General features: G+C 71.1%; 17 protein-coding genes. 9 read left to right on the top strand and 8 right to left on the bottom strand.

From position 1 onward, the window contains the following. Positions 1 to 38 precede the first annotated feature (38 nt). Positions 39 to 1535, bottom strand: a complete 1497-nt coding sequence (locus tag ACIBST_RS46620) for an OmpA family protein (protein ID WP_397179887.1) — start codon at positions 1533 to 1535, stop codon at positions 39 to 41. A gap of 432 nt (positions 1536 to 1967) precedes the next feature. On the opposite strand from ACIBST_RS46620, the gene ACIBST_RS46615 reads away from it, so the two are divergent. Further along, entirely contained in the window at positions 1968 to 3494 is a 1527-nt protein-coding gene (locus tag ACIBST_RS46615) for an OmpA family protein (RefSeq protein WP_397179886.1), read from the top strand. A gap of 55 nt (positions 3495 to 3549) precedes the next feature. On the opposite strand, the gene ACIBST_RS46610 is transcribed toward ACIBST_RS46615, so the two are convergent. Continuing rightward, complete coding sequence (locus ACIBST_RS46610) at positions 3550 to 4629, bottom strand: ABC transporter substrate-binding protein (RefSeq protein WP_397179885.1); 1080 nt, start codon at positions 4627 to 4629, stop codon at positions 3550 to 3552. Then, positions 4626 to 5159, bottom strand: coding sequence for a SigE family RNA polymerase sigma factor (locus ACIBST_RS46605; protein ID WP_397179884.1), 534 nt, complete (start codon positions 5157 to 5159; stop codon positions 4626 to 4628). Before ACIBST_RS46605 ends, ACIBST_RS46610 begins: the two co-directional genes overlap by 4 nt. A 178-nt stretch (positions 5160 to 5337) precedes the next feature. On the opposite strand from ACIBST_RS46605, the gene ACIBST_RS46600 reads away from it, so the two are divergent. Together ACIBST_RS46600 and ACIBST_RS46595 are read left to right on the top strand one after the other, a co-directional pair. Beyond that, entirely contained in the window at positions 5338 to 5883 is a 546-nt protein-coding gene (locus tag ACIBST_RS46600) for a hypothetical protein (RefSeq protein WP_397179883.1), read from the top strand. Then, positions 5867 to 6448, top strand: coding sequence for an OmpA family protein (locus ACIBST_RS46595; protein WP_397179882.1), 582 nt, complete (start codon positions 5867 to 5869; stop codon positions 6446 to 6448). The genes ACIBST_RS46600 and ACIBST_RS46595 overlap by 17 nt, the downstream gene beginning before the upstream one ends. A 66-nt stretch (positions 6449 to 6514) precedes the next feature. Here the strand turns inward: ACIBST_RS46595 and ACIBST_RS46590 are convergent, their stop codons facing one another. Next, on the bottom strand, positions 6515 to 6958 hold the full coding sequence (locus tag ACIBST_RS46590; RefSeq protein WP_397179881.1) for a MarR family winged helix-turn-helix transcriptional regulator: 444 nt from the start codon (positions 6956 to 6958) through the stop codon (positions 6515 to 6517). 56 nt (positions 6959 to 7014) lie between these two features. Between ACIBST_RS46590 and ACIBST_RS46585 the strand changes: the two genes are divergently transcribed. Then, positions 7015 to 7344: an antibiotic biosynthesis monooxygenase family protein gene (locus ACIBST_RS46585; RefSeq protein ID WP_397179880.1), complete on the top strand. Its 330-nt coding sequence runs from the start codon at positions 7015 to 7017 to the stop codon at positions 7342 to 7344. Between the two features lie 78 nt (positions 7345 to 7422). Here ACIBST_RS46585 and ACIBST_RS46580 read toward each other — a convergent pair whose 3' ends face one another. Continuing rightward, positions 7423 to 7878, bottom strand: a complete 456-nt coding sequence (locus ACIBST_RS46580) for a MarR family winged helix-turn-helix transcriptional regulator (protein ID WP_397179879.1) — start codon at positions 7876 to 7878, stop codon at positions 7423 to 7425. A 50-nt stretch (positions 7879 to 7928) separates the two neighbouring features. Here ACIBST_RS46580 and ACIBST_RS46575 point away from each other — a divergent pair, with 50 nt between their 5' ends. Next, positions 7929 to 8360, top strand: coding sequence for a hypothetical protein (locus tag ACIBST_RS46575; protein WP_397179878.1), 432 nt, complete (start codon positions 7929 to 7931; stop codon positions 8358 to 8360). 220 nt (positions 8361 to 8580) lie between these two features. On the opposite strand, the gene ACIBST_RS46570 is transcribed toward ACIBST_RS46575, so the two are convergent. The 3 genes from ACIBST_RS46570 to ACIBST_RS46560 all read right to left on the bottom strand — a co-directional run bounded on the left by ACIBST_RS46570 (position 8581) and on the right by ACIBST_RS46560 (position 11292). Further along, entirely contained in the window at positions 8581 to 9069 is a 489-nt protein-coding gene (locus ACIBST_RS46570) for a hypothetical protein (protein WP_397179877.1), read from the bottom strand. A gap of 544 nt (positions 9070 to 9613) precedes the next feature. Beyond that, positions 9614 to 10051 (bottom strand): GNAT family N-acetyltransferase, encoded by a 438-nt coding sequence (locus ACIBST_RS46565; protein WP_397179876.1) that lies wholly within the window; start codon positions 10049 to 10051, stop codon positions 9614 to 9616. Between the two features lie 242 nt (positions 10052 to 10293). After that, on the bottom strand, positions 10294 to 11292 hold the full coding sequence (locus tag ACIBST_RS46560) for a GlxA family transcriptional regulator (RefSeq protein ID WP_397179875.1): 999 nt from the start codon (positions 11290 to 11292) through the stop codon (positions 10294 to 10296). A gap of 119 nt (positions 11293 to 11411) precedes the next feature. Here ACIBST_RS46560 and ACIBST_RS46555 point away from each other — a divergent pair, with 119 nt between their 5' ends. From ACIBST_RS46555 to ACIBST_RS46540, 4 genes are all read left to right on the top strand, one after another. After that, positions 11412 to 12344, top strand: coding sequence for an NADP-dependent oxidoreductase (locus ACIBST_RS46555; protein WP_397179874.1), 933 nt, complete (start codon positions 11412 to 11414; stop codon positions 12342 to 12344). Positions 12345 to 12716: 372 nt separating this feature from the next. Further along, entirely contained in the window at positions 12717 to 13262 is a 546-nt protein-coding gene (locus tag ACIBST_RS46550; RefSeq protein WP_397179873.1) for a MauE/DoxX family redox-associated membrane protein, read from the top strand. Positions 13263 to 13311: 49 nt separating this feature from the next. Further along, positions 13312 to 14487 (top strand): sensor histidine kinase, encoded by a 1176-nt coding sequence (locus tag ACIBST_RS46545; RefSeq protein ID WP_397179872.1) that lies wholly within the window; start codon positions 13312 to 13314, stop codon positions 14485 to 14487. Further along, entirely contained in the window at positions 14484 to 15164 is a 681-nt protein-coding gene (locus tag ACIBST_RS46540) for a response regulator (protein WP_397179871.1), read from the top strand. Before ACIBST_RS46545 ends, ACIBST_RS46540 begins: the two co-directional genes overlap by 4 nt. Positions 15165 to 15198: the final 34 nt, after the last annotated feature.

Genomic DNA, 15198 nt, shown 5'->3' with positions numbered 1-15198 from the left:
GTACCCCGTCGGCAGGAAGGGCGGCCGGGCGGGAGAGGTCAGCCGGTGATGGGCACGCCGTGCATCGGGGTGAACCCGAACAGGTTCACGTCCACGCTGGTCACGTCGGCCGGTGGGGCGGTCATCAGCACGAACATCCGGATCTGCTCGCCCGCTCCCAGCGATTTCAGCACCGTGGTGGAGCAGACGCAGTGCCGGGGCACGTCGAGGCGGCCGGGCGTGGTCAGCGGGAAGTAGCGCGTGTGAGCCGCGTCGGCCAGCGCGAGCCAGAAGAAGTCGAGCTTGTAGCCGTAGATCCCGGCCTGCTGGTCGACGTCGGCGTCCCAGGCTCCCCTCTCCAAGGAGACCTTGCCGCCGCCGCCGGCGTGGCGGAAGGTGACGGTGGCGATGAGGGTCCTGTCGCTGATGCGTCTCAGCTCTTGCAGGTCGGCCTTGAGGCCGGTCAGCTCGCGCAGGCCGGTGGCCGTCGGAACGGTCCCGGTCGCCGTCGCCGTCGCCGTGCTGGACGGCGTCGGAACGGGCGTGCGGGGCGCGCCGGCCGGCTTGGGCAGCCGCTGGAAGGTCACCTCGACCCGCCGGTTGCGGGCGCGGGCGGCGTCGGAGGTCGCCGCCACGGCGGGTTCCGTCTCGCCCTTGCCCTCCACCTGCAAGGGGGTCGGGCCGACGAGGCCGGTCAGCGCCTTCTGCACGGCCTTGGCCCGCCGTAGGGACAGGTCCATGTTGTACGCGTCGTCGCCGACGTCGTCGGTGTGCCCGACGACCCGCACGTCCCCCTGGGCCTCGGTTCGCACGCGCTCCGCGACGCGCTGCAGTGTCTTCCTGGCGCGGGCGGTGAGGGTCGCCTTGTCGAAGGCGAACAGGACGTCGGTGTTGAGCGCGAGCTCCACCTGCTGGTCCGACTCGGTCACCGAGGTCGTGGTGGCGGTGGAGCGGGTGGCGAGCGGGACGGTGAGCGGGAAGGCGGCGGCGATGGCGGCGGCGTCCGGCTCGCCGTCCAGGCGTGGGCCGGTGCCGGCGGGGCTGATAGGCAGGGGCGCGGTCAACCCGGCGCTGTCGAAGCCGACGGCCAGGCTGGTGGTCTCCGGCGGCACCTGGTAGGTGGCCCACATCAGCGCGGGACTGCCGGGGGTGGCCTTGGCGAGCGGCCCGGAGTAGCTGCACAGGCAGCGGGCCCGTACCTCGGCGTTGTCCTTCTTCATCGGGTAGTAGACGGAGAAGCGCGGGTCGTCCAGGAGGTAGAAGCCGGAGGCGGCCTGGATGTAGTCGTAGGGGGTGTCCCCGGCAAGCTGGCCCGCGTGGAAGCCCTCCAGACGGACCTCGTCCCGGTCGGCGCTGATCCGGAATCGCGCGGTGACGGCGTTGGGGGCGCTGCGTTCCAGCCCGATCACGTCGATGCGCGCCGCGGCCAGGCCGTCGGTGTGGCCGTCGCCGTACAGCGTGGCCAGCGCTGGAGCGTCGGCGGGCGTGGTGGCAGCGGACGTGGTGGCAGCGGGCGTGGTGGACGGGATGACGGATGGCTCCCGTGCGGTGGCCACCGGCGCCGACGGGAGGGAGCAGCCACAGAGGGAGAGCAGCGCCACGACCAGAATCCGGCCGCTCGCTGAAAGCCTGCCAAAGTTCATGATCCGCCATTAAATCAGTATTGATTTACTCAGTATTGATTTACCGCTTTCACGCGTCCGGCTGAGGATCGCACGACACAGCAGAGACCCCGCTATTCGGTGCAGCGCCATGCCGAAACGCGGCATCTGTCATCCCCCGGCTCCCGGAATGTCACCGACCCGCATTGCCGTGTTCACCATCGTTCGCCCTTCGGAGGTCTCCTGCGCCATTGCCCGCCCTTCTCCGGTTATGTGATCTTCTGGTCACCCGGGAACGATAGAGTCGCCTGCCACCGCGACAATTGGGGAAGGTGCACGATGAGGTCGGTGATGTCCGTCTTAGGGGCGACCGCTGGGGTTGTTCTGATGACCCTGGCTTCGGGCGGCTGCAGCGGCGCCGGCCCGTCCGCGCAGCGGGCCACCGAGCAAGCTCGCCGGAGCGAGTCCACCTCCGCTCCGGTGGCGCCGGCCACCGGTCGAGCACCTCTGGGCACGCGGGCGCTGGCGATCGGCGCCAAGGTCTCGGTCGACCTGCTGGCCCTGGACCGGGTCTCCCCGACGGCTGTCGTGGCCCGATGGCGGGTGCGTAACGACCTGCGGGAGGACTACTCCTTCAGCGCGAGCTTGGCCGTGCCCTGGCACAGCGCCGACATCGGTTCGAACGCGATCGGCGGCGTGTCCCTGCTCGACAGCGCCCACGGCCGCTGGTACTTCCCGCGCGCCTACCGCAACGGCGACTGCCAGTGCACGCGGGGCTGGCCGACCGTCAAGGCGGGCCAGGAGCAGGAGCTGGTGGCCGTCTTCCCCGCTCCGCCCGCCGACATCACGCAGCTGGACGTGATCTTCCCGCAGGCGCCGCCGTTCCTCGACGTCCCGCTGGGGGAGGCCGCGCCGACGCCCTTGCGGGTCGACGACGGCGGCGGGGATCCGGTGGATCCCAACTCCAGCCGGGTCGGTGAACCGGTGGTGCTGTCGATCGTCAACCAGGTCGAGCAGGCGGGCGCGGCACAGGACGACGACGGGCGTCAGGTGTCGGTGCGGCTCTCGACGGACGTGCTGTTCGCCGTGAACAAGGCGGACCTGTCCCCTAAGGCTCGGACCGTGCTGAAGGACGTGGCCGCTCAGATCGACCGCTCCAGGGGCGAGGAGGTCGCCGTCGACGGCCACACCGACGACACCGGGAGCGACGGCATCAACGACCCGTTGTCCCAGCGGCGGGCCCGCAGCGTACAGAACGCCCTGGAGAAGCTGGTGACCCGCTCGGGCGTCATCTACCGGACGCGAGGCCACGGCTCGCACGAGCCGATCGCGAGCAACGAGAACGCCCGCGGCCGCGCCACCAACCGGCGCGTCAGCATCACCTTCGCCCGCCCGGCACCCGAGCCCGCCCAGCCGACGCCCGCCGCCACAGCGCCCGCGCCCGCCTCTCCCTCCCCCTCCACGACCGCGTCGCCGGTGCTCGGCACCGCGCCCGTCGGCAAGGCGCCCGACATCGAGAGCGACCGGAGCTGGCCGCGCCGGGCCGAGGTCCGCATCAACGAGCTGACCAGGGACGCAGGCGGCTACGTGAACCTCGTGTGGACCATCCGCAACGACGACGACATCCCGATCAACGCCTGGTCCTCCTCCTACGACTGGGGCGGGGTGTACGCCGAGGCAAGCACGAGCGGCGCGGCGCTCGTCGACGGCCCGCGCCGCTACCGGCCGCTGCGTGACGCCAAGCACAACGTCGGCGTGGGCCCCTACCTGCTGTCGGTGCTCCGCCCGGAATACCTGGTGACCAAGGGTGAGGAGTACACGTTGTGGGCGATGTTCAAGCCGCCCGCGGACGTGCGATCCGTCACCGTGCAGATCCCGGGCTTCGAACCGGTCGCCGACCTGCCCATCCGATGACGGGGAGGTGCCCCTGAGCCCGTACGTACGATCTCGGGGCGGCAGCGCTCGGGCCTCATCCGCCCGTCATGACGACGCCGCGGACGTCCGCCGGACGTTTGAGGAGCTTGTAGGCGTGGGCCAGGTCGGCGACCCGCTGGAGCTCTGACAGGTCCAGCTTGGCCGGGTAGGAACCGAACGCGACGTCCGCGAGCTGCGGGCGGGTGATCCTCGTGTAGGTGGGCAGCAGGTCGCGCGCCTGCTGCGGATCGTCCGCGATCAGGCGTTGCGCCTTCGCCAGCGCGCGCTGGAAGGCGGCCAGCGTGCGGGGGTTGTGCCGGGTCCACTCGGCCGTGGCCATCATGCCCGCGGTGTGCAGGCCGGAGAAGCTCCGGGTCATGGCGTCCTCCAGGATCCGCGAGCGTCCGTCCTGGCGGCTCAGGGTGATGTACGGCTCGGCGAGCAAGGCCGCGTCCACCTGGCCCCTGTTCAGCAGGCCGAGCATCTGGGGGTAGGGCCACTCGACCAGGACGACGTCCCGCAACGTCAGCCCGGCCCTGTCCAGCGCTGCCCTCAGCGCCAGCGGTCCGATCCCTGCGATGTTCGGCACTGCTATCGTCTTGCGCCTCAGCCCGGCCGTGCTCGTGATCTTCGATTTGGCGTTGGCGACGATCGCGTAGCTGCCCTGCGCGGCTTGGTACATGCTGGTGACGATCTTGAATTGCTTGCCCGCCTCGTTCGCCGCGAAAGCCATGGCGTAGTCGGTCTGCGCCAGGTCCAGCTCGCCCTTGCCGACCTGGTGCACCGCGGCGGCGGGGCCGGTCACGACCACCGGCTCGACCGTCAGGCCCTCCTCCTGGAAGTAACCCTTGGCCCGGGCCACGAACACGGGCGCGGACTCCACGGTCGGCACCACGCCGACCTTGATCAAGGACTGCTCGGGCGAACCGGCCGGCCGGGTGGCGGCGCGCGGCTCGGACGACAGCGCCCGTACCCCGACAGTGGCGGCGAGCACGGTGACGACAACCATGGCGACCGCCGTGAGCGTCATGAAGTTGCGCCGTCTGCGCTGGTGGATCGCGATCGTCCTGGCGCCCAGGTCACGTTCGGGCATGTCGTCGGCGATGCGGCCGAGCTGTTGTCTGAGCCAGGTCATCGGCGGATCCCCTCGTGACGGGTCGGGCGGTCCAATTCGGGCAGTCGCGGCGCGAGTTCGGGCGCCAGCGCCCTCAGGCGGCCCAGCGCGTGGTGCGCCTGGCTCTTGACTGTGCCGACCGAGCAGCCCAGCAGGTCGGCGACCTCCCGTTCGGTGCGGTCCTCGTAGAAGCGCAGGACGAGCACCGCGCGCTGTTTGGGCGTCAGCCGCATGAGCGCCTGGTGCAGCACGATCCGCAACACGGCGCCGTCCTCGGAGGAGTACGCGCGTTCGGGCGGCACGGCGCTCAGCACCTCGCTGGAGCGTCGGCGACGCCGCCATGAGATGTGCTGGTTCACCATGATCTTTCGCGCGTACGCGTCGAGGTTGTCGATGTGGCGTAACTTCGGCCACCGTCCGATCATGCGGAGCAGCACGCCTTGCAGGAGGTCCTCGGCGAGGTGGACCTCTCCGGTGAGCAAGTAGGCCAGACGCATCAACGGACGTTGGTGAGCATTGACGAACGCCAGGAAACCGGTATCACGATCCAACGTCTCTCCCTGATCTAGGTATCCTCCCAACGCCGTGGACGCCGCAAAAGGTTGGCACTCCTGAGAGGCTGACGCACGAAAGAAATGTCGTTCTTCTGATCCGTCAAGGACGTCGCCCGGCCCGCTGACTATCTGGAATCAGGAGGAATATGTCGGCTATGTGTAAACTTCCGGGTCCATGAAGATGCGCTCACTGGTGGCCGCCGCCATGCTGGCCATGACGTTATCGGCGTGCCAGCTCGGCCCCGCCCCGTCCACCCCGTCCGGTTCCGGGCCCATCTCCTCCAGCGCGCCGGTGGCCCCGGTGTCCGCCTCTGCCCCGCCCGATCAGGTGCTGGCCGGCCGGGAGGGCAGCGTGGAAGGCAGACGGTTCCGCATCGACGTGGTCCAGCTGGTACGGCGTGACCGGTTCGTCAACCTCACCTTCACCCTCGCCCTGACCGGCGGCGACGGCTGGCAGGTGCACAACGCCTTCTCCGCCGTCCCGCAGGCCAACCCCACCATCGACGGCGTCTACCTGATCGACACGGTCAACGCCAAGAAGCATCTCGTCGCGCTGGACAGCGCGGGCGGCTGCGTGTGCAGCCGGACCAAGGACCTGACGCTCAACCCGGGCGACACCGCGGTCTTCTCCGCGACCTTCGCCGCCCCTCCGGAGGGCGTGACGTCCCTGGACGTCCACATCCCCCACGCCGGGACACTGGCCGATGTCCCCCTTTCCTGACCTCCTGCTCGTGGTGGCGCTGCTCACGCCGACGCCCCGCCCGCCCGTCCAGGTGCCCGTCAACACCGCTCCGCCCGCCACCGCGCCGATCCTGGACCTGACCGGCGAGCCGCGCGACATCACCGCCGACGTCCTGGACATCGGGGAGCGCATATCCAACCTGGACGAGTCGCTGATCCAGGAGACCCGCGGCGCCCGCGACAAGATCATCGTGGCGGCGGACGTGCTGTTCGCCTTCGACAAGGCCACCCTCACCACCAAGGCCAGGAGCCGGCTGGCGGAGACAGCCAGGCTGCTCACGGCCAAGGCGCACGGCAAGCAGGTGCGCGTGGACGGCTACACCGACGCCAAGGGCTCCGACGCCTACAACCAGGCGCTCTCCCAGGCCCGCGCCCAGGCCGTACGGCGGGCCTTGACCAAGCTCCTGGCCGGCTCCGGGATCACTCTCACCGTGCAGGGCCATGGCGCGGCCGACCCGGTGGCGCCCAACACCACGCCCGAAGGCGCCGACAGCCCCGCCGGCCGGGCCAAGAACCGCCGCGTGGAGATCAGCTTCCCCCGCTGACGCCGCTGACGCCGCTGACCTCGCCGACCTCGCCGACCTCGCGCTCGGCGGTGGCGGGCCGCCCGGTCAGGTTGCGGGCTGTCCGGCGAGGTTCCGGGCGCAGGCGGAGAGCAGCGCGGCCAGGTGCCCCACCTCCTCGGACGGGAAGCCGGCGGTCATGCGCCGCTCCACATCGAGCACGATCGCGTCGGCCTGGTCCAGCAGGGCCCGGCCGGGGCCGGTGAGCGTGATCGGCAGCGCGCGGCCGACGCCGGGCCGTTCGGCGACGGAGACCAGACCGGCCGCGGTGAGGCCGGCGAGCACGTCGCGCAGGGACTGGCGGGTGACGAAGGTACGGCGGGCCAGTTCGGCGGCCGGCGCTCCCGGGGCGTCGGCCAGGGCCCGCAGCAGCGCGTACTGGGCGATGGACAGCCCCAGCGGTCGCAGCCGCTCCTCGCCGGCGCGGCGGAACGCCTGGTCGACCTGCTTGACCAAGTAGCCGATACGTTCCCGGACATCCTCTTGACTCATGACAGGAACCTTACACATAATCGAGGCATGTAAGGAACCTGACACAAGGAGAGGTCATGCCGTCCACCACGATCACCACCGACGCTCCCGTCGCCACCCTGATCAACGTCTTCACCGTGCGGGCAGACCGTCAGCGCGAGCTCGTCGACCTGCTGACGCGGGCCACCGAAGACGTCATGCGGCACCTGCCCGGGTTCGTCTCCGCCAACATCCACGCCGGCGTCGACGGCACCCGGGTGGTCAACTACGCCCAATGGCGGTCGGCGGACGACTTCCACGCCATGCTCGCCGTCCCGGAGGCGCAGGTGCACATGCGCCAGGCCGCCGCCCTGGCCGACCACTTCGACCCCCACCTGCACACCGTGGAGTCGATCCACCACCGCTGATCCCGCGGCGACCGGAACCGGGCACTCCGGGGGCGGCGGGTCCGCGCACGCGCCGGCGTCAAGGGGCGATCTCGCAGGTCAGGAGTCCGGCCCGGTCCGCGGCTGACCGGCGTTGACGTCGGCGATCGAGGCGCGAAGCTTGGTCACCAGCCGCTCCAAGGTGCGCACCTCCTCGGCGTCCCAGTCCGCGGTGAACCGCATCCACCGGCTCAGGCCGGCGGCCTCCAGCCGGGCCAGCTCCCGCCGGCCGTCCTCGGTGAGGGTGATCGGGCTGGCCCGCCGGTCGTTCTGGTCGGCGGTCGTCCGCACGAGCCCCTTACTGGCCAGCGTCTGGATCTGCCGGGTCACCGACGACTGGTGCACGCCGAGCTCCTGGGCCAGATCGGAGGTTCGCGCCGGCTCCTTGGCGGCCAGGAGTTGCAGCGTGCGCAGCAGCCCCGCGCCGGGACGTTGCCGCCGCGCCCGCTCGATACCGTCGCTGAGCTGCAACAAGGCGTTCACCATCTGCTGGACGTCGTTCTCGCTCGGTCTCATGCCGCCAGTATACTTGCTTGCAGCATGCATGTAATGTTAGCGTCGAAGACATGAACGCGATGCAGATCTCCTCCCAGCGCGCCACCCCGCTCTCCGTCGCCGTCTCCCCGCTGGCCGTCCGGCTGGCCAACGCCGCAGCCGGTCTCGGCGTCGCCCTGTTCGCCGTGACCATGGCCGTCGCCGCGCTGGGCACCGACCCCGGCTCCACCGTCTGGAACCGGGCCGGCGGCGTGCTCGCCGGCTCCCTGATCTGCCTGGTCATGGTCAAGAAGGCCCAGGCCGGCAGCCGCGGCGCCTACACCCGGGTGCGGTGGATCACCGCGGTGGCCGGGGCGGCCATGATGGTCACCGCGGTGATCGCCGGCTCCCTCCCCCTGTGGTTCCGCGCCGAGCAGGCGGTGCACGCTCTGGTGATCGGGGCGCTGGCCTGCGCGCTCAACGCCCCGGCCCTGCTGGGCAACCGCCCAGCCCGATCCCGGTGAGAACGGGCTCCTCCACCCCCTCGTCACCGCCGCACGCGCCCCGCGGTTGGCCGCCTGATCCCTCTTCTCGCGGGTGACCGCCTTGATCCCGCGCTGGCGCAGGCTAGGTATGGATCTTGGTCTCGGCTCGCTTGCGCTGGTAGAGGGCAGCGGGTCGAAGGTCCGCAAACCGTAGGCATGGCAGACCGCCCCACCCCGTACAGTGCGTGGCCGAGGCCGATCAGCCTGCCGGGCTCTGGTCGCCGTCCTGGCGAACCGTCCCGAGGGGGATGCAGTTGTCCGGGGTTCCGGTACGTACTCCCTCACACAGCTGAGCCCGCGACAGGTCGGCCTTCTCCGGTACCAGTTGCCAGGCGCGAGTCCAGTACGGGGTGTCCGCCACCAGGTCGCCGAACTGTTTCGAAATGCCGGTGCCGTACTCCTGAGAGTGGATCTCCTCTTCGGTGAAGTAGTTGGTCCCGTCGTCCATGCCACCACAGCTGACCTGGCTGTTGGCGTCCTGAGCGGACTTGCAGCCGTCGTACCGAACCACCCAGTACGCCTGGGGGTGCGGGGCCTTGAGGGGGCGTCCCGGAGTGCTGGTGACCTTCAACACGAGCTGGATGTATGTCAGGCCCCGCGGTGCCGGGGCCTGCGGAGCGTCGGGACTGAGCTGGGCGTCCACGATCTGAACCGAGTGCGGATAGGGCCCCTTCTTCACAGACAGCACCGGACCGCGTCCCTCGAACGAGGAACCCGACGGAGTGGGCGACGGGCTCATCGCGGCAGACGTCCCGGGGGTGACCGCCGGGTCCGGGGCAGACCGGTTCGGCGGCATCCATCCCCCACACGCGGCCAGAAGACCACTGCAGGCCAGGGCGAAACCGCCTCGCGCCCACCGGACCAGACGTATGCGTCCACCGTTCCCCATCGATCCTCCTGTTGGTCGCAATGGGGTCGCGCTCCCAGCCACCCCCCTTCTGATCTTGGGTAAAGAGTAGCGAATGCGGTTATTCGGACTTCCTGAAGGCCTTCTTCGCATTCTGGCCGGACTTGGCCACAGCGTGAGACGCCACAGCGGGGCTCGTACTTTCCGGACTGGCTGCTGGAGCGGCGTCGCCGGGCCGAACAGGCGCTGGTCAGCGTCGCAGCCGGCCCGCCGTGTGATCTGGCTGGCCTTCGTCGATGCCACACCACCCTTGACCATGAACCAGATCGGCCCGGTCGCGCTGATCGACGGGCCGGGCTTTCCTGTACGGGAAGCTGGGAGAGGGTCAGGGGGTGAGGCGGTAGCTGCTGACCCAGAGGCCGGAGATGACCTCGGCGTCGTTCACCCAGGTGAAGCCGTACCCCTCGTAGAGCCGCCGGGCGGGTGTGTTGTCCCGCCCGGTGGAGACCAGCACCGTACGGCCGGCGGCCCGGTCGAGGGCGGTGGCGACGAGCAGTCGCCCGATGCCGCGCCTGAAGGCCGACGGCGACACCACGAGCCGGTTGATGTCCAGCGTGTCCGCGTCGGCCTCCCACGCGACGGCCCCCACCAGGGCGTCGCCGTCGAAGGCGCCGACCCAGGTGAGCGGCGCGGCGAGCAGATCGGCGAGGGGCTCGTGCAGGGGCGGGATACGGTCATCGCCGATGAGGGCGGCTTCTACGGCGTAGGCGGCCCGCTGCAGGTCGAGCAGACGCTGATCGGGCGAGATGTCGATGACGTGCACAAGGTCACCCTAGGCGGGCGGGCAATGCCCTTCGCCCAGATCGGCCCGGTCCTCCAGCTCGCCGTCCGGCGCCGCGTCAAGGCGTGGAGGCCCGTCCTGGTGGCCGCCGACGTCATGGTCCCGTTCGTGGACAAGGACCTCATGCCGCTCGGCGCCGCCTGCCTGCCGGTCTCGTTCCTGGCGCCGGCCCGAACGTCCCGCCTGACGGACGGGCCGCGCCCGCCGTACCGGCTTCTGCGTGATCAAGGGAGGGCGGCGGCCTCGGGGCCGGGTGAGCGGGGTGGCCGGCTGCCCCGGAAGGCTTGGCGGTAGGCCGAAGGCGGAACGCCGATGACGGTGGCCAGGTGCTGGCGGAGAGCGGCGGCGGTGCCGAAGCCCGCATGGGCGGCGACCTGGTCGACCGGCAGGTCGGTGGTCTCCAGCAGCCGCCGTGCGCGCTCGACCCGCTGCCGCGTGAGCCACTGGCCGGGCGGCAGGCCCGTCTCGTCACGGAAGCGCCGGCAGAACGTCCGGACGCTCATGCCGGCGTTGTCGGCCAGTTCGGCCAGAGTCAACGGCCGATGCAACTCGTGCAGGGCCCACGATCGCGTGGGGGCCGTGGTGGCGGCCGACTGCTCCGGGATCGGCCGGTCGATGTACTGGGCCTGGCCCCCCTCCCGCCACGGAGGCACCACGCAGAGCCTGGCCACCCGGTTGGCGATCTCGCTGCCGTGGTCACGGCGTACCAGATGCAGGCACAGATCGATGCCGGCGGCGACGCCCGCCGCCGTGAGGATCTGCCCGCCGTCGACGAACAGGACGTTCGCGTCCACCTGGACCTGCGGGAAGGACCGCTGGAAGTGCTCGGCCTCGTTCCAGTGAGTGGTGGCGGGCCGCCCGTCGAGCAGTCCCGCGGCGGCGAGTACGTACGAAGCAGTGCAGATCGAGACGATCCGGGCGTCGGCCGGCACGAGGGCAAGAGCCTCGCGCAGCCCGTCGGGCAGCCAGTCCCTTTCCTCGTCAGGGCCGCAGGTGAACGGCGGGATGACCAGAGTGTCCGCCGACCGCAGCGCCTCGCTCCCATGGGCCACGGAGATGCTGAAATCGGCGCTGGTGGTGACCGGCCCACCGTCCAGGCTGCAGGTGGCGACCTCGTACAGCGGCTCGCCGTCGCGACCGGCGGCCGTGCCGAAGATCCTCACCGGAATGCTGAGCTCGAAGGGATAGACGCCTTCCAGAGCCAGGACGCGAACGCGATGCATGGCAAGATTCTTCCACATGTTGGCATTCCTGCCACTGGCTGCCCTGCGCGGACTCCGCAAGCATTGATCTCCACGGGGCCACGGAAACTGCCCCGGAACGACAGAGGCAGGAGATGGACATGCGTGCGATCGGCCAGGACGGGTTCGGCGGGCCCGAGGTGCTGAAGGTGATCGAGGTGGAGCGCCCGGAGCCCGCTCCGGCCGAGGTGCTGGTACGGGTGCACGCGGCAGGCGTCAACCCCACCGACTCCTGGCATCGCGCCTCTGGAGGGCTGGCCGGCGCGGTGGTCCGGCTCGGCTGGGACGTCTCCGGCGTGGTCGAGGCGACGGGCCCGGGGGTGACGACCCTCGTCCCCGGCGACGAGGTGTTCGGCCTGCCGCGTCACCCGCTCCCGGCGGGCACCTACGCCGAGTACGTGACCTCCCCGGCCCGGCACCTGGTCCGCAAGCCCGAAGCGCTGACCCATGAGCAGGCCGCGGCGCTGCCGCTCGCCGCGCTCACCGCCTGGCAGGCTCTGGTGGACGTCGCCCAGGTGCGGCCGGGACAGCGGGTGCTGATCCACGCGGCGGCGGGCGGCGTCGGGCACCTCGCCGTCCAGATCGCCAAGGCCCGCGGAGCCCAGGTGATCGGCACCGCCCGTACGGCCAAGCACGCGTTCCTGCGCGGCCTCGGCGCGGACGAACTCATCGACTACACCGAGACCGACTTCGAGACGGCCATCGAACCGGTGGACGCCGTCATCGACACCATCGGCGGCTCCTACGGGCCACGCTCGCTGCGCGCCCTGCGGCCGGGTGGCGTTCTGGTCGCGCTCGCCTCCCCCGCCGAGGCGTACCTGGCCGACGAGGCCGCCGCCCTCGGCCTGCGTGCCGCATTCATGATCGTGGAAGCCGACCACGCGGGCATGCGGGAGATCGCCGCGCTGGCGGCGTCCGGCCTGCTGCGTCCCGAGATCGACACCGTGCTCCCGCTCGACCAGGCGGCCAAGGCTCACGAACTCGGCGACAGCCGCCGTACCACCGGCAAGATCGTCCTGTCCCTCGCGAACTGAGACCAGGAAAGCCCACGATGACCACCTTCGTCCTCCCGACCTCGCCCACCGCGGGGGCCGGTGAGCAGCGCTTGATCGTCCCGGGCGATGCCGAGCCGGTGACGTCTGAGTTCAGATCCCGGGCGGCTTTCCCGCCACGAGCTTCCCCGAACAACTCAGCGGCATCTACACGATGACCGGCGCGGTCTGCGGATCACCTGGAACGGCTGCGTCTTCGAGATCAGCCCGTTCTGAGGCCGTCCGGGTCGCGCGGGCTCCACCCCGTCTACGCCTGTGGGGGCAGGAACCGGTCGTGCGGGTGCAGGCGGGCATGGTGTGGTTCCCTCCTGCGCGGGACGACCGTGGAGCAGCCCGTCACGTACGTTGTCGGTCGTGGGATTGCCGGAGATCTGCCTTTTCTGCCGGGTGCTCATCGGTGTGGTGTTCGCCGTCGCGGCGCTCGGAAAGCTGCGCGGGGCCGCCGCGCGGCGTGCGTTCGCCGACTCCTTGGTGCCGGTGCTGAGCGCCGCGGGCATCGGACGGCGAGCCCGCCACCCGGTCGCCGCCGCGCTGATCACGGCCGAAGCCGCCATCCCGGCGGCTTTGCTGTTCCCGTCCGGCGTGACGGCGGGCTTCATGGCGGCCGACGCGCTGCTGGTGGTGCTGGGCGGTGGGCTGGCGGTGGCGCTGCGGGCCGGCGTACAGGCCGAGTGTCACTGCTTCGGCGCCCGCGCCGGCTCCCCGCTGGCGGCCCGCCATCTCGTGCGCACCGGCGTGCTTCTCGTCGTGGCCGTCACGGGGACGGCGGCCTCCTGGGCCGCCCCCGTGACGCCCGGCGCGGCGCCCGCCGTCGCGGCGGCAGGGGCCGCGGTGGTCGGCGCCGTCGTCCTGATCGCGCTGGACGACATCCTCGCTCTCTTCGCGCCCATCGGTCCATGACAGGATCGGCGACGTTGAGCTCATGATCGTCCGAGACTAGGCTGCCTGCGTGCCGTTCAAGCGTGCAAGGGCCTTCCTGGGGCGGCATCCGCTGGTGAGCGATGGCGCGGCCGCCGTTCTGCTGCTCGCGCTGTCGCAGTGTGTGGCGCGGTTGTCGCCCGCGCCGGGGTTCGCGCCGCACGACGCGCTGGGCACCGTACTCACCGCCTGCGCCAACCTGGCGCTGGTGGCGCGCAGGCGGGCGCCGGTCGCCGTGCTGGTCTGCTGCTCCTGCGCCACGGCCCTTTACCACGCGCTCGGCTACCAGAACAACCTCAACAACATCGCGGTCCTGTTCGCCCTGTACGGAGTGGCCGCCTACGCCCCGAGGACCGCTCTGGCGCCCGCCTTCGTGCTCTGCGGCGCCGTGATCGTCCACGCCGCGGCCTTCACCACCGACGTGGCCGTCTGGATCGACGTGCTGCAGGCCGTGACGTTCACGGTGGCGGCCGGGGTCACCGGGTACGGCCGCCGCGTCCTGGCCGAGCGGTCCAGGCTGCTGGCGGCCGTCGCCGCGCATCTCGACCGGGAGCAGGAGGAGCGGACCCATCGGGCCATCACCGACGAGCGCCTGCGCATCGCCAGGGAGCTGCACGACACCATCGCCCACCACGTGTCGGTCGTCTCCGCGCAGGCCGGGCTGGCCGAGCTGGTCCTCGCCTCCGATCTGCCCGCCGCCCGCCGGGCCCTGACCTGCGTGGGCGACACCGCCAGGGAGACGCTGACGGAGACCGCCAGGCTTCTGGAGGTCCTCCGGCTGGACGGCGACGAGCCGCCGCCCTGCGGCCTCGACCAGCTCGACCGGTTGGCCAAGCGCATCACCGAGGCGGGCGTCCCCGTCGAGCTGACGATCAACGGGACGGTCCGGGACGTGCCCCCGGACATCGGCCTGTGCGCCTACCGGATCGTCCAGGAGGCGTTGACCAACGTGCTCAAGCACGCGCGCGGCGCGAAGGCCCGCGTGGTCGTCAGGTACGGCACGTCGTGCCTGGTGATCCGGGTGCGCAACCAGGCCGGGTCACCCGCGGCCGGCCCGGCGAAGGCCGGTGTCCATGAAAGGAGAGGGTTGGTGGGCATGCGCGAGCGTGTCGAGCTGCAGTCCGGGCGCATCGTCGCCACCGCCACCCCCGACGGTGGCTTCCTGGTCGACGCGGTCCTCCCGCTGCCGCCGGCGGCGGCCCGATGATCAGGGTGGCCGTGGTCGACGACCACGATCTGGTCCGCGCGGGGTTCGCGGCCATCGTCAACACCGCCCCGCACATGGAGGTCGTGGCGGAGGCGGGCGACGGCGAGGCGGCGGTCGTCATGGCGGCCGAGGCCCGGCCCGACGTCATCCTCATGGACATCCGCATGCCGGGGATCGACGGCGTCTCCGCGGCGCAGCGCATCCTGCGCCAGGCGCGCGGCACGCCGCCGCAGATCATCATGCTCACGGCCTTCGACCTGGACGAGTACGTCTACACGGCGCTCCGCGCCGGGGCGGCGGGCTTCCTGCTCAAGGACACCCCGCCCCGCCGGTTGCTGACGGCCGTCCAGTCGGTGGTCGAAGGCGACATGCTGTTCGCGCCCAGCGTGCTGCGCAAGCTCGTGGCGACCTACACCGGGACCGAAGCCTGCTCGGCGCCTCTTCCGCCGGCCCTCCAGGAGCTGACCGCCCGCGAACTGGAGGTGCTGAGCCTGGTCGGGCAGGCGCTGTCCAACGCCGAGATCGCCGAGCGCCTCTCGGTGACGGAGGCGACCGTCAAGTCCCACCTCAACCGCGCCTCGGCCAAGCTGGGGCTCAAGAGCCGCGCGCAGACCGTCGCCCTGGCCTACGAGATCGGGCTCGTGGTGCCGCGCGGCGGCCGGATCGCCGGTCAGTAGGGCTCCTCCCCCATCGCCTCCGCCGTGCGGTGGA

It is taken from the genome of Nonomuraea sp. NPDC049684 (genome assembly GCF_044465345.1).
Classification (GTDB): domain Bacteria; phylum Actinomycetota; class Actinomycetes; order Streptosporangiales; family Streptosporangiaceae; genus Nonomuraea.
Note: the sequence above shows the minus strand (reverse complement) of the source record. Positions and strands in the feature narration are given on the sequence as shown.